Source organism: SAR86 cluster bacterium, assembly GCA_029268615.1.
Classification (GTDB): Bacteria; Pseudomonadota; Gammaproteobacteria; order Magnimaribacterales; family Magnimaribacteraceae; genus JAQWNM01.
In genome coordinates this window covers 88369-102781 of sequence record JAQWNM010000007.1, presented here as the reverse complement: position 1 = coordinate 102781, position 14413 = coordinate 88369, and the positions used below count along the sequence as shown (strand labels likewise).

Sequence of the window (14413 nt, the reverse complement as noted above, 5' to 3'; positions counted from 1 at the left end):
GATACAGATTATATGCCATCAATTAAAATAAGAGATAAGGAAGCCTTCGACATAGGTTTAAGAAAATTTAAAAGGGCTGTTGAAAAAGCAGGAATAGTCACGGAAATAAAAAAACGTGAATTCTATGAAAAACCCACATCTGTTAGAAAAAGAAAAGCTGCTGCAGCCGTTAAAAGAGAACAAAAAGTTCAAAGAAAAAATAGATTGAATAGACCGCCAAGGTACTAATCTTTCAGTCATATTTAGTGGAAAATAACTCCATAATTCTTCAGATAGAAGAAAATATAAAAATAGCCATGAAAAATGGCCAAAAAAATAGACTATCCACATTGAGAATGCTTAAGTCTGAAATGAACCTATTAAAGATAGAGCAGAAGTCAGAACTATCGATTGACCAGTCTTTAAGTGTAATACAAAGAATGATAAAACAAAGAAAAGAATCCGCGGTTCAATTTTCTAATGCTGGCAGAGAAGAACTCTCTAACAAAGAATTAGAAGAAATAGAAACTTTAAAGGAATATATGCCTAAGCAACTTAATGATGATGAATTAAAATTAGAGATCCTTGATACAATTGAATCTACTTCATCTAAATCTCTAAAGGATATGGGAAAAGTTATGGGCATCTTAAAAGAGAATTTACATGGCAAAGCTGACATGTCAAAAGTAAGTAATTTAGTTAAAGAATCTTTGAGTTAAGTATCTTATTCCTTTAAATACCTATCTCTTAGCCTTAATGAACGAGTCATAACAGGCATCTCATTTCCTGAAATAAAAATACGTTCAGCAAACGCAGTCACCTCTAGAGGATCTTCACTCCATATTATAAAGTCAGCTGTTTTACCAATTTCTATTGAACCTATAGAATTTAATGAGAAAGATTCAGCAATATTTTTAGATAGCGCATCTATCGCCACATGCCAAGGTAACCCATATGAAACTGCTATCCCTGCTCCCTGTCTACTTAAATAAGCATTATGTGTTTCATGAGAAGAGATAAGAATCTTAACACCCGCTTCGTGCAGTTTTGCTGCATTATCTAAAGAAGCTGCTATCTCATCAAAAGAACTTGGCAAGTTATCTATTGGTTGGATGATTACAGGTACTTTTGCTTTCATTAAACTCTCAGCTACTCTCCATCCTTCTTTTGCTCCAGCTATTATTAAATTAATTTCAAATTCTTTTGATAAATCAATCAAAGCTAATATATCTGAGGCTCTATTTGCATGGACAATCAAAGGTATTTCTCTAGAGAGAACTCTAGATATAGATTTAATATCTCTAGTTGAAAAAGATATTTTATCTGGTTTAAAATGTTCTTCTAATTTACCAGAAAGTATGTATTTCTTTGCCTGAAGAAAAGAATCTTCTAACATTAAAATATTAGCAGCTCTAGAATCTTCTCCGCCACCAATCCTAGCTATTAATCCTATATCTCTTTTTATTAAACTTTTCTCTAAAGAGCTTGTTAGAGAAAAAGCTGATATTAAGCCTGAAAACAAATTCTTTCCAAAACTTGGTGACGATAAAGAAGTGGTTATTCCGCCTCTAAGGTTGTAGGGTATTAAAGAGGAAGATGGATTATAGGCCTTAGAAATACCTAGGCCTGAAGAATAATACTTAGAGCTATCATCTCTAGTGTTTGGTTCTAACTCAATTTCTACAAGTCCTATTTGCGTTAGTGGAGCTAGAAAACCTGGGGTTAAAAAGTTACCTTCCGCATCTATTTTATCAATTCCAGATACTATTATATTTTTAGAAATATTAATAATTTTTCCTTCTTTAATATGTAAATCAGCTCCTTCAATAAAACCTAGAGAAGTAGTATGAATCTTTGCATTTTTTATAAGAAATTCTGAAGCTTGTAAAGAACAGCTAATAATTAAATAAAGCAGAATATTGATAAATATCTTCAATATCATAATCTATTTTTGTCAGGTTGAATTATTCCTAACTCAAAGTCTGTTGACTTTGGAGTTAAAGAATCTGATATAAAATATCTTTGAATTCCATCGATAAATACCCTCTCTGTTTTACTATAGACGCTAAAAGGATCACTATCCCAAAGAACTAAATCTGCCATCTTGCCTTTTTCAATAGTACCGACTCTATCAAGAATACCTAAAGCCTTGGCTGGATTCCTAGTAATCCACTGAATAGCTCTTGATCTAGGTATATCTAGTCCAGCTCTTCTACCTGCTGCCATTGCCTTTGCAGCTTCTTGATTTAATCTTTGAATTCCTATTGCAGAATCTGAATGAACAATAGCGCAACCTTTTCCTTCATTTGCCTGATCTACTATTGCAACATTCTCCCAAACCATATCAAAAGCTTCATTTTTAAAACCCCACCAGTCTGCCCACATTGCTGCACAAACATCATTTTCTGACAATAAATTTGCTACCTTATAAGCTTCTATTGCATGATGGAAAGCTGTAACTTTATAGCCAAATTCCTTAGATATGTCTAACATAATAGCCATCTCTTCAGCTCTATAGCAATGATTCTGAACTAAAATCTCTCCATTTAAAACGCCTGCTAAAGTATCTAATTTTAAATCTCTTTTTAAATTGGTTTTATCCGAGTAATTAACAGCATCTATCCAAGCATTCCTGTAACCTGCAACATTTCCCATCCTAGTTGAAGGCTCAGTACCTTTTCTCCTTCCGTAAACTCTTTTTGGGTTTTCTCCACAGGCCATCTTTAAAGTATATGGCGCTCCAGGAAATTTCATCCCTTGAACAGTTGTAGACCAAACATTTTTTAGAGTAACTCCTCTCCCGCCGAATAAATTAGCAGAACCTGGCAAAACATGAAAAGTAGTGATGCCTCCTTTGAGTGCTAAAGGCATTTGAGGATCCTGAGTCCATACAGAATGTTCAGCCCAAACATGAGAAGTCACTGGATTCGTTGCCTCATTTCCATCTGAGTTACCTTTCAAGGAAGGAGAAGGATATACCCCCATATGTGAATGGATATCTATTATCCCCGGTGTTACCCATTTACCTTCGCCTGATATTACTCTAATACCTTCTGGCATATCATTGGTCTCTCCGATATCTTTTATTTTATTTTCTGAGACCCAAATAAAACCATCTAAAATTTCCTTACCAGTGCCTGTTAGGATTCGAGCTCCCTTTATAATAAAATCAACATTCTTTTCAGGAACATAAGTACTTTTAAATACTTCAAAATCTCCTTGTCTTGAGTCATGATCTTCTGAGCAACTAAGTAACGCAAAAAATATTATTAGAAGAAAGTACTTTTTCATAAATTATTATCTCTATTCAACTATTCTTTTTTCCCTGTTTATCCTCTCTGTTGTATCAACAATAGCTACAGTCTGAGAATCAACCTCTATATTAACTAAAAAAGGTTCTTTATTCTTACCTAAATTCGTAGAATTTATTGTTTCTGGAATTAAAAAAATAGATAAAGAATCTTTTCCATTCTTTGCTATTGTTAGACTTGCTCCATTAATAGCTATATATCCCTTATTGAATATATATTTTGATAGTTCTGCAGGCTTTTCTATGACTAATTCTATTTCATTCCCTGAATTTAGTATTGAAGCAAAAGAGACTCCATATATATGACCTGAGAGCAAATGCCCTCCTATTTCACCTCCGTATTTTAAGGATCTTTCTAAATTAACTAAAGAGCCCATTTCTAGGTCTTTTAAATTTGTTGCTCTTAGTGTTTCATGAATTACATCAAAATATACAGTCCGGTAACTTAAGTTAACGACTGTAAGACAAGTACCATTAACTGAAATACTATCTCCTTTTGTTAATCTTGAAAGAAATTGAGATTTAACTTCTAAACCTAGTTTAAACCCAGATATTTCTTCTGCAAATTCTTTTACCTTTCCTATTTCTTGAATTATTCCTGAAAACATAACTAAATTTTAAGGCTTGATTTTAGCAAAGCAGCTTGTTCGGAATATTGTTTATCTTCCTCTAAGAATCTTAAAAGATCTGAAACTTTTGCTATCGAATAAATAGGAAAGCCCAAGTCTCTTATAAGCGTTTTCTTTACTGGCAAGTCTGTGATTATCTCTTCTCTATCCAAGCCTATAATTGCAGCTTCTATCATTCCTCCTGAATCTAAAGTCTTTTTAACACTGCTCCTAAGTGCAGTTCCTACTGTCAAAACATCATCAACTATCAGAACTCTTCCATCGAGCTCTGCACCAATAAAATTACCCCCTTCACCATGATCTTTTAGCTCTTTTCTATCAAAACATATTGGAATTCGTTTTTTTGTTTTGTTATATAAAATAGAACTTATAGCCGAAGCTAAAGGAATTCCCTTATATGCAGGTCCAAAAATAATATCAAAATCTATTTCCTTTTCAAGAATCAGGTTCGAATATAAATCAGCCAGTTCATATATGGCTCCACCGCCAAATAAAGCTGACATATTAAAGAAATAAGGACTATTTAAACCTGATTTGAGCTTAAAATCTCCAAAAATTAAGGCTCCTAACTCTAGAGAAAGAGAAAAGAATTTATTACTATTAGAAAATTCAGACAAAAGATTTATAAACTTTATTTAAATATTTAGAACCTACTTTAACAATTACATGCAACATTGTCGTAAAATATGATTTTAATTTCTACACATGTCTAAATTATTTGTTATAGCAGCACCCTCAGGGACGGGAAAAACTAGCCTGATTAAAGCCCTTTTAGCTCAGGAAATAAACAATCTAAAGCTAGGTATCTCATTTACTACTAGAAAAAAAAGACTAAATGAGAGAGAAGGCAAAGACTATTTCTTTATAGAAAAGAAGAAATTTACAACCATGCTTGAAAAAGCATTATTTCTAGAACATGCAGAGGTGTATGAAAACCTCTATGGCACAAGCAAAGAATGGGTTGATTCTCAGATGAATCTAGGTAAAGACTTAATTCTTGAGTTGGATTATCAGGGCGCCCTTCAAGTTAAGAATATTTATAAAAATGCTGTCTTAGTTTTTATACTGCCTCCATCATTTTATGCCTTAAAAAAAAGACTAAAGGACAGAGATTTAGATTCTAATGAATCTATAGAAAAAAGGTTATCTGAAGCAAAAAAAGAGATCAATTATTCACATAATTTTGATCACATAATTGTAAATGATAATTTTAAGGAATCATTAGAAGACCTAATAGACATAATCTCCCTGAAAAATATACAAAAAAAAGAAAGAATGCTTAGTGCTAAAAAGACTCTTAAACTTCTTATGGAAGATAGTTAAGTTTTAGAGTACAGTACGCATCCCTAATCAATTTATATAAAAGAGCATGGCTAGAATAACAGTTGAAGATTGCCTAGATAAAGTAAATACTAGATACGAATTAATCCTGCTTGCGGCTAAAAGAGCAAGACAACTTACCTCTGGGAGAAGAAGATCAACTCTTGAAACAGATGGTGATAAAGCTACGGTCACAGCTTTAAGAGAAATAGAAGCTGGATTAGTATCTCCTCAAAATATCAATGAGCTTAAAGTTGATATTGCAGACCTTGAAGAAGAATTCACTCAACAACTTTCTGAAAAGCCTTCTATAGACATTAAGTAATTCTTTTTTTGATTTCTTACTTATGCACCCGGAAAATGGGTGTTTTGTCCTATAATATATTTTAGTATGGAATCAATAGACGCTTTAACTGAGAAATTAGGCTCTTATTTAAAGGCTAAAGAAATAGAATTAGTAAAGAAAGCCTATAATTTTGCCTCTCAAGCTCATACTGGGCAATATAGAAGTAGCGGAGATCCTTATGTCTCTCATCCTATCGCAGTAGCAAATATTCTTAGCTCCTTCCAAATGGATCAAGACAGTATTTCAGCTGCAATGCTTCATGATGTCATGGAAGACTCTGGCACTCCAAAAAATGTTATAGAAAAAGAATTTAATAAAAATGTAGCAACTCTTGTAGATGGTGTTAGCAAATTAGACAAACTGCAAACTTCATCAAGACAAGAAGCTCAAGCTGAAAATCTTCAAAAAATGATTCTAGCTATGGCTAGCGATATCAGAGTTATTGTTGTAAAACTAGCAGATAGACTTCATAACATGAGAACTATCGAATATCTCAATAAAGAGAAACAATTAAGGATAGCTAAAGAAACTTTAGAAATCTATGCACCTATCGCACACAGAATTGGCATGAATAATGTTTACCGAGAGCTAGAAGATTTAGCTTTTAAGAGTATCTATCCTACTAGAGCTAAAAGGTTACAAAGAACTGTCAAGAAAAATGTAGGTGGCAAAAAGAGACTAGTAAATAGAATGTTAAAAGCTATCGAAAAAAAACTAAATGATCAAGATATCTTAGCTATTGTTGAAGGAAGGGAAAAACACTTGTATAGCATCTATAGAAAGATGAAAGAAAGAAGAAGATCTTTCCAGGAAATAATGGATACTTATGCCATAAAAATAATTGTTGAAGAAATTTCGGATTGTTATAAGACATTAGGGTTAATACATGCCTTGTACAAGCCCATAGAGGGGAGATTTAAAGACTATATTGCAATACCTAAATCTAATGGATATCAATCTGTTCATACTGGTATTTTTGGACTAGAAGGTCAGCCTATTGAAATTCAAATAAAAACTAAAGAAATGGATGATTTAGCGCAAAATGGCATAGCTTCTCATTGGCTTTATAAGTCTGGTGAAAAACAAGATTCTATTCCTCAAAATAAAGCCCGGAGATGGGTTGCGGAACTTCTTGAGATGAGAGAAGCTACCAATGATTCAAAAGAGTTTGTTGAAACAATTAAATCTGATTTATTCCCAAAAGATATTTATGTTTTTACGCCTGAAGGAGATATTATTGAAATGCCAGAAGGTTCTACTCCCATTGATTTTGCTTTTGCTGTTCACACTGACATAGGCCATCACTGCCAATCTTGCAGAATTAATAAAAGACTAGCCCCTCTTAGTGTCCCTTTAGAGAGTGGACAAACTATAGAAATAATAAGAGATAATTTATCACAAACAAATCCTGCATGGCTAAATTTTGCTAGAACTGCAAGAGCAAGGACGAGTATAAAACACTACTTAAAAAACTTAAAAACCTCTGAGGCTAAGATATTCGGCAAGAAGCTTTTGGAACAATCTCTTGAGTCGTCTAATATAAAACTTAAAAGCATAACTAAGCTTGATTTAAGAGCAGCGCTAGATCATATAGGAGTTAGCTCCTTAAATAAGCTTCTTGAAGAAATAGGACTTGGAGAAAGAACTGTAAATGTTGTGACACACCAAATGCTAGCTAGACTTGGCAAATCTAATTCGCTTACTGAAGAAACAATTCCGATGGAGATAACAGGTTCAGAGGGTTTAGTTGTTAACTATGGTACTTGTTGCAAACCTATACCGGGAGATTCTGTCATAGCTCATTTCACTACAGAAAGGGGAATGGTTGTCCACCAAGAAAGATGTAAAAATATTTTATCTATAAGAGAAGATCCTACTCAATGCTTTCCTGTTAACTGGCAACCAGAACTTAAAAAAGGATTTTCTGCTGAAATAAGAATCCTCGCAATAGATGAAACAGCTCTCTTAGCAACTATTGCTTCGGCTATCTCAAACTCGGATACCAATATAGAATCTATCCAGAGTCTTGCAAAATCTTTGGAGGAAATTGAATTCTTTCTTACAATAGAAGTGTTGAATAGAATTCACCTTGCAAAAATTATGAGGAAAATTAGATCGTTAAGAGCTGTGCATTCAGTAACTAGAGTGCACTCTCAAGAAATGAGAAATATTAGTACTATTCACTAATTCTATAAAAAATGGTTAACAGAAAAAAAATTGAAAGCTCGGATGCCCCAAAAGCAATAGGACCTTATTCACAGGCAATAGCGATGGGAAATATTGTTTATCTATCTGGGCAAATACCCTTGGATCCAAAAACAATGAAACTAGTCCAAGGTGAAGAGGCCCAGATCAAACAAGTTTTTAAAAATCTTGAAGCAGTTTGTAAAGCAGCTGATTCAACATTTGATGACATAGTAAAAATTAATATTTACTTAAAAGATTTAGCTATCTACCCTTTAGTAAATGAAATAATGACTTTATTATTTAAAGAGCCTTATCCAGCCAGAGCTGCGATAGAGGTTTCTAAATTGCCTTTGGATGCTTTAATAGAAGTTGAAGGAGTGATTATTAAAGACAGCACATATAGCTTCTAATGACCTCTGGGAGAAATTCTCTTAGCTCTATATCAAAACTAAAAGGAGTAGGTCCTAAGGTTTATGAATCATTATTAAGGCTAAATATTCAAACTATTGAAGATGCCTTATTCCACCTTCCCTATAGATACGAAGACAGAACAAAAATAACATATGTTGCAGATGCACTAGAAGGGGTGACCGGATTATTTCAAGGTGAAATAACTTCTTGCCAAATTGTATTTCGAGGCAGAAGAATGTTAATTGTTGAACTTTATGACGGTACGGGCTCATTTAAAATAAGAATGTTCCATTTTGCAATGGCACAGAAGAATAATCTTTCAATAGGTAAGATAGTTAGATGTTACGGAACCTTACACCATAGACCTAATGGAAAAGAATTGATACACCCAACCTATCAAGTCTTTAATAAAGATTACATTCCAAACATTGAGAATAGTTTTACTCCAATTTACCCAACAACTGATAATTTAAAACAAGGTAGACTTAGAAACCTCATAAGAAATGGTCTTTCTTATGCAGAGAAATATAATTTACTAAATCAGCATTGGGAAACAAAAAAATTCACTCAATATGGCTCTATACTTGACGCCTTATTATTTATTCACAACCCTCCAGCAGATACTGATATTGGGATACTTTCTCTAGGTAAGCATCCGGCTCAAAGACAATTAATTTATCAAGAGCTCATAGCTCATATGCTATGTTCAGGGATCTTAAAAAAAGAAAATGATGCTAGAAATGGTCCAGCATTGCCCTTGAATTCAAAAAAAGAAGACTCCTTCTTAAATAAACTAGGCTTTAATCTAACTTCTAGTCAGAAAAATTCTTGGTCTGAAATTCTAAATGATCTAAAAGGTAAATCACCTATGAGGAGGCTCCTTCAAGGTGATGTAGGCTCTGGAAAGACAGTTGTAGGCGCTTTAGCAGCTTTGCATGCTTCAGAAAATAAATTCCAGACTGCCTTAATGTGCCCAACAGAAATACTAGCCGAACAACATCATGCAAATCTTGCTAATTGGTTTAATGACCTTGGTATCAAAGTGTCTTTATTAACAGGGTCTACAACCAGTGTAAAAAGGAAACAGATTGTCAAAAAACTCTATGAAGGTGATATAGATATCCTAATAGGAACTCATGCATTATTTCAACCAGATGTTATTTTTCATAAACTTGGCCTAACTCTAATAGATGAGCAACAAAGGTTCGGTGTTCATCAAAGATTCTCTTTATTACAAAAAGGTGGTTCTAAAGAAAATAGCTCACATCAACTTATCATGACTGCCACACCTATACCACGGACCTTAGCAATGACTGTCTATGGTTCGTTAGAGGTTTCTACAATTGATGAAATGCCTCCAGGACGAATACCAATAGAAACAAGTGCCAGACCTAATTCGATGAGGGATAAGATCTCAAAGAGAATACAAGAAGTATGTAGTGAAGGGCAAAAGGTTTACTGGGTTTGTACTCTTATAGATGAATCAGAGGAATTAGAAGCTCAATCTGCAGAAGATTTGTTCAAAGAACTATTGATGACTTTACCAGAAATTAAAATAGGTCTAGTTCATGGTAAATTAAAGAAGAAAGAAAAAGATCAAGTAATTAATAATTTCAGAGATGGGAAAATCCAACTATTAGTTTGTACTACAGTGATAGAAGTTGGTGTAGATGTTCCAGAAGCTAATCTAATGATTATAGAAAATGCTGAGAGACTAGGTCTATCTCAACTCCATCAGCTCAGGGGGAGAGTAGGCAGAAAAGCTAATTCTAGATCTCACTGCCTACTATTATACAAAGAACCTTTAAGTGTTATTGCTAAAGAAAGAATTGAAATTATGGAAACTAATAATGATGGTTTTGCAATTGCCGAAAAGGATTTGGAACTTAGAGGAGCTGGCGAGATATATGGAACAAGACAGTCTGGGATGATGGATCTAAAAATAGCAGATCCTATAAGAGATTCAGAACTCTTAGAACAGGCACAAATAGAAGCAATAGAAATGTCTAAGAATAATAGTCAATTAGCTTATTTACTTGTAGATAGATGGGTAGGTAAGGTAGTTGATTACTCAGATTCATAAAATTTTAACTCAATATAAAGAAAATTCTTTCTGGTCTTGGATATCCCTCTATGGTCTTAAGAGTTGAATCAGGATCTAATCCATCTTTTAATGATCTAAATGGCATCCAATCTGATGAACTTTGCTCATCTATGCTTGTTATTAAAGATTTAGAAACATTATCTATAGATAGATTTACTTTTTTAACAAGTTTCTCTATACCTAAAATAGTATGAAGAAACCAAACATTAGGCATGTTGGAATATTTACCTTTAGGGACCAAAACTTCTCCATAACAATCAGGCGCAATTATTGTCTCTAAAACTATTCTCCCTCCTGGTTTCAAATGGGCTTTAAGATCTTTTAAATGTTGTAATGGGTCTCTTTGATGATAAAGAAGCCCCATACTAAAAACAATATCAAAACAATTACTGATAAAACCTAATTCCTCTATTCTTGAAGGTATCATGTTAATTCTATCTGATTTAATGAATTTATTAATTGCAAGGAACTGAGTGAAATGATTCAAGTTTGGTTCTAGACAGACCACTAAATTAGCACCTGAGCCTAACATCCTAAAACCATAATATCCGTTACCAGATCCTACATCTAAAATATTACTAGAGTTTAAATCTACATCTAACTCTAAAAACCTTTTCCATTTCAGGTCTGAATTCCACTCGCTGTCTATAAAAATTCCTTGAATATCAAAAGGCCCTTTCCGCCATGGAATTAAATTTAAAAGAAGGTTCTTAGTTAATTCTCTATCTTCTTCTTGCCAGTCGCCAGCTATAGAAACAGACTTATCTAAATTTATCTTAGAAGGCTGCATATGAGGTAAATCAGATAGTAACTTTACCCAACTATCTATTCTTTTATCCTTTTTATTTAAATAAGGATTTAGATCATAGCTATTTATTAATTCCTTCCAGGCCGGATTTAATCTTCCCATCTATTTAACACATAGTAATGTAATAAAATTTAAATTACTCATAATCTTCATAACCCTTTTAAAGCCAATTGATTTAATTCTTTTAATGTGGTCTTGCTCTGTTTCTGTTATCAAAACACCATCTAAGGCATCTCTTTTCCTGGCAACCTCAAGATCAGAATAACCATTTTCTAATTTAAAACTATGATGGATGTCCCTTATTAAATTAGTTCTCATTATGGACTTAAAATGTATTTTTTCAGAAATTATGCACGCCCCTTCATCTACTAATGATTCATAAATTATACGAATCAAATCTTTACGTTCTTTAATAGCTAGAAATTGCATTAAGTAGTTCACTATAACCAATGATGCATTTGATAAAACCACTTCCCTAACATCACTTAATATAAACTCTACTTGAGTATTTTCTGCACTCTTAAGAAACCTTTCTTTACACATTCTTATCATGTGCCTCGAATTATCAACTGCTAAAATCTTATTATTTATCATAGGCACTAATAAAAGAGACTCTGTGGCAGCTCCTAATGAACAACCTAGATCATATATATTGGTATCGGGTCTAATATATTTCCTTCCAAATTCCCGGACTAATTTTAGAGAAGACTGATATCCAGGAACAGACCTATTAATCATGTCTTCAAAAACTTTGGTTACTTCCTCATTAAAAGCAAAAGGAATATCCTTTACTTTATCGGAAATATAAATATTATCGCGTTCACTCATCATATTTATTGATATTAATTAAATGAATTACATCATCAAGTCGCCAGAAACAAAACAAGAATGGAGTAAATATTTTTCATTTAGATGGGAATTATTACGTAAACCTTGGAATATGCCATTAGATTCTTTAAAAGATCAATTTGAAGATCAAGGGTTCCATTTAATAGCTATGACTAATGAGTTAAAAATAATTGGAACTGGTAGAATTCATTTAATTAATAAATATGAAGCTCAAATTAGATACATGGCTGTTTCTGAAGATTATAGAAGAACAGGCCTAGGATCAAAAATCCTTGCTGAATTAGAGAAGGAAGCTGAGAATCATAATGTTCATAAAATAATTCTAAATGCTAGGAATAATGCTCTAGATTTTTATAGATCTCTTAAATATATAGAAACAGGGCCATATGAATCAGACACCGGAATACCTCATACTAGAATGGAAAAAGAAATATCTTTATTAGATTAATGGGGCTATCACTAGACTTACTATTGCCATTACATTAATTAAGATATTCATAGCTGGACCGGAAGTATCCTTAAATGGATCACCTACAGTATCTCCAACCACAGTAGCTGCATGAGTATCTGTCCCCTTGCCTCCTAAGTTACCTTTTTCAACGTATTTTTTTGCATTATCCCAAGCACCGCCAGCATTAGCCATAAATAGAGCCATCAATACACAAGCCAACAAACCTCCAGCTAACATACCTCCTAAAGATTCAGCTCCCAGCCAAAAACCTACTACAGGAGGTGCTCCCACAGCGATTATTCCTGGTAAAAGCATCTTTTTTAAAGCAGCAGTAGTTGCTATATCTACACATTTTTCTGTGTCAGGTTCTGCATTACCTTCTAATAAGCCTGGTATTTCTTTAAATTGTCTTCGTATTTCATTAATCATCTCAAATGCAGCATCACCGACTGCGGTCATTGTTATAGATGCTATAAGAAAAGGAATAGCTCCTCCAATAAAGAGACCAATCAACACCATAGGATCATTAAGTAGCAAAATAAATGATTCTTCTCTTCCTGGATTATTGGCTACTGTTGAAACAAAAGCAGCAATAATGGCCAATGCAGCCAATGCAGCCGCACCTATAGCGAAACCCTTCCCTATAGCAGCAGTTGTATTTCCTTGTTCATCTAATTCATCAGTTATCTTTCTTGTTTCTGCAGGCATCCCAGCCATTTCTGCTATACCTCCAGCATTGTCTGCCACAGGTCCGTAAGCATCTATTGCCATAGTTATACCTACAGTTGAAAGCATTCCTACAGCAGCTATACCTACTCCATATAAACCAGTAAGTTCAGTAGATATGTAAATTATAGTAGCTATGCAAGCTATAGGCAGTACAACCGACTGCATACCTACTGATAATCCTGTAATCATGACTGTTGCTGGCCCAGTTTGACCCGATTCAGCTATTTTAACCACCGGCTTTGACCCTGTGTAATACTCTGTGATAAGACCTATTGCTATGCCTCCAACAGAACCACATACAACAGCTAACCAAACATTATCTCCTGCTCCTTCTAGTAAATGATTTGTTAAAAAATACGCTGCCGAAATAAAAACAATTGGAGCACCAATGGTTCCTATTCTCATTGCCAAAGCAGGAGAAAGGTTAGAAAAAATACGGACAATTATAATTCCTATAATTGAAGAGATTAAACCTATAGAAGCTAGAGCTAGAGGTAAAAACATCATGCCTTCTTTTGCTACAGTTAAAGTTGCACCTATTGCTATGCAAGCAATCATGGATCCGCAATAAGACTCAAAAATATCTGAACCCATTCCAGCAATATCCCCTACATTATCCCCTACATTATCTGCTATTACGCCCGGATTTCTTGGATCATCTTCTGGTATTCCAGCTTCTATCTTTCCTACTAAATCAGCTCCTACATCAGCGCTTTTTGTGAATATACCTCCGCCAACTCTTGAAAATAATGCAACTATTGAAGCTCCCATTCCAAAGCCTTCTATAGAATGAGCATCCCCACTTAAAATATAATATAAAGAACCTAAACCTATTAGACCTAAGGAAGCAACGCAAAGGCCCATAATAGAGCCTCCATAAAAAGCTACAGAAAGTGCTGCCTCGGCACCAGAATCAGAGGCTGCCGTTGCCGTTCTAACATTGGCTTTAGTAGCAGAATACATACCCAACCATCCAGCGATTGCAGAAGATACTGCGCCAGAAAACACAGCTAGAGCTGTTGCTTGGCCTAAAGGTGATATAGCAACCAAAATAATTACTACTGATGCAAAGCCCAAAAGATATGTATATTCTCTTTTCATAAAGACCATAGCACCTAAGTGAATTTGGTCTCCTATTTTCTTTACTTTATCATCACCTTCAGGGAATCTATTTACAATAATGTAAATCCCCAAAGCCACTAAAAGACCTAAAACACCTAATATAGGCGGTATAGCCAAATAACTTTCTATCATTATTTCTCCATGCATTTTTAAAAGAAGACTTATTTA

At 33.9% G+C, this 14413-nt stretch carries 15 protein-coding genes; 8 read left to right on the top strand and 7 right to left on the bottom strand.

What is annotated here, in order from left to right; all coding sequences use genetic code 11:
* Positions 1 to 12 precede the first annotated feature (12 nt).
* Both rpsU and P8J93_03025 read left to right on the top strand, forming a co-directional pair.
* Entirely contained in the window at positions 13 to 228 is a 216-nt protein-coding gene (gene rpsU, locus P8J93_03030; GenBank protein MDG2060776.1) for a 30S ribosomal protein S21, read from the top strand.
* A 17-nt stretch (positions 229 to 245) separates the two neighbouring features.
* Complete coding sequence (locus tag P8J93_03025) at positions 246 to 698, top strand: GatB/YqeY domain-containing protein (GenBank protein MDG2060775.1); 453 nt, start codon at positions 246 to 248, stop codon at positions 696 to 698.
* A gap of 5 nt (positions 699 to 703) precedes the next feature.
* Here P8J93_03025 and P8J93_03020 read toward each other — a convergent pair whose 3' ends face one another.
* Genes P8J93_03020 through pyrE form a run of 4 tightly spaced genes read right to left on the bottom strand, consistent with a single transcriptional unit; the run spans position 704 to position 4535 of the window.
* Positions 704 to 1921, bottom strand: a complete 1218-nt coding sequence (locus P8J93_03020; GenBank protein MDG2060774.1) for an amidohydrolase family protein — start codon at positions 1919 to 1921, stop codon at positions 704 to 706.
* On the bottom strand, positions 1918 to 3270 hold the full coding sequence (locus tag P8J93_03015) for an amidohydrolase (protein ID MDG2060773.1): 1353 nt from the start codon (positions 3268 to 3270) through the stop codon (positions 1918 to 1920). The genes P8J93_03020 and P8J93_03015 overlap by 4 nt, the downstream gene beginning before the upstream one ends.
* 12 nt (positions 3271 to 3282) lie before the next feature.
* Positions 3283 to 3897, bottom strand: a complete 615-nt coding sequence (locus P8J93_03010; protein MDG2060772.1) for a riboflavin synthase subunit alpha — start codon at positions 3895 to 3897, stop codon at positions 3283 to 3285.
* A 2-nt stretch (positions 3898 to 3899) separates the two neighbouring features.
* Positions 3900 to 4535 carry an orotate phosphoribosyltransferase gene (gene pyrE / locus P8J93_03005; protein ID MDG2060771.1) on the bottom strand — a complete coding sequence of 212 codons (636 nt, stop codon included), beginning with the start codon at positions 4533 to 4535 and terminating at the stop codon, positions 3900 to 3902.
* Positions 4536 to 4623: 88 nt separating this feature from the next.
* On the opposite strand from pyrE, the gene gmk reads away from it, so the two are divergent.
* From gmk to recG, 5 genes are all read left to right on the top strand, one after another.
* Entirely contained in the window at positions 4624 to 5241 is a 618-nt protein-coding gene (gene gmk, locus P8J93_03000) for a guanylate kinase (protein ID MDG2060770.1), read from the top strand.
* Between the two features lie 46 nt (positions 5242 to 5287).
* Positions 5288 to 5563 carry a DNA-directed RNA polymerase subunit omega gene (gene rpoZ / locus P8J93_02995; protein MDG2060769.1) on the top strand — a complete coding sequence of 92 codons (276 nt, stop codon included), beginning with the start codon at positions 5288 to 5290 and terminating at the stop codon, positions 5561 to 5563.
* A 66-nt stretch (positions 5564 to 5629) separates the two neighbouring features.
* A complete protein-coding gene (locus P8J93_02990; protein MDG2060768.1) occupies positions 5630 to 7771 on the top strand; it encodes a bifunctional (p)ppGpp synthetase/guanosine-3',5'-bis(diphosphate) 3'-pyrophosphohydrolase in 2142 nt (713 codons plus the stop codon).
* A gap of 11 nt (positions 7772 to 7782) precedes the next feature.
* On the top strand, positions 7783 to 8181 hold the full coding sequence (locus P8J93_02985) for a Rid family detoxifying hydrolase (GenBank protein ID MDG2060767.1): 399 nt from the start codon (positions 7783 to 7785) through the stop codon (positions 8179 to 8181).
* Positions 8181 to 10265, top strand: a complete 2085-nt coding sequence (gene recG / locus P8J93_02980) for an ATP-dependent DNA helicase RecG (protein MDG2060766.1) — start codon at positions 8181 to 8183, stop codon at positions 10263 to 10265. The genes P8J93_02985 and recG overlap by 1 nt, the downstream gene beginning before the upstream one ends.
* 4 nt (positions 10266 to 10269) lie before the next feature.
* Here recG and cmoB read toward each other — a convergent pair whose 3' ends face one another.
* Both cmoB and cmoA read right to left on the bottom strand, forming a co-directional pair.
* Complete coding sequence (gene cmoB, locus P8J93_02975; protein ID MDG2060765.1) at positions 10270 to 11196, bottom strand: tRNA 5-methoxyuridine(34)/uridine 5-oxyacetic acid(34) synthase CmoB; 927 nt, start codon at positions 11194 to 11196, stop codon at positions 10270 to 10272.
* A complete protein-coding gene (gene cmoA, locus P8J93_02970; protein MDG2060764.1) occupies positions 11197 to 11922 on the bottom strand; it encodes a carboxy-S-adenosyl-L-methionine synthase CmoA in 726 nt (241 codons plus the stop codon).
* 22 nt (positions 11923 to 11944) lie between these two features.
* Here cmoA and P8J93_02965 point away from each other — a divergent pair, with 22 nt between their 5' ends.
* Positions 11945 to 12391 carry a GNAT family N-acetyltransferase gene (locus tag P8J93_02965; GenBank protein MDG2060763.1) on the top strand — a complete coding sequence of 149 codons (447 nt, stop codon included), beginning with the start codon at positions 11945 to 11947 and terminating at the stop codon, positions 12389 to 12391.
* Here P8J93_02965 and P8J93_02960 read toward each other — a convergent pair.
* Positions 12383 to 14377: a sodium-translocating pyrophosphatase gene (locus P8J93_02960; protein ID MDG2060762.1), complete on the bottom strand. Its 1995-nt coding sequence runs from the start codon at positions 14375 to 14377 to the stop codon at positions 12383 to 12385. The genes P8J93_02965 and P8J93_02960 overlap by 9 nt on opposite strands.
* Between the last annotated feature and the right edge of the window lie 36 nt (positions 14378 to 14413).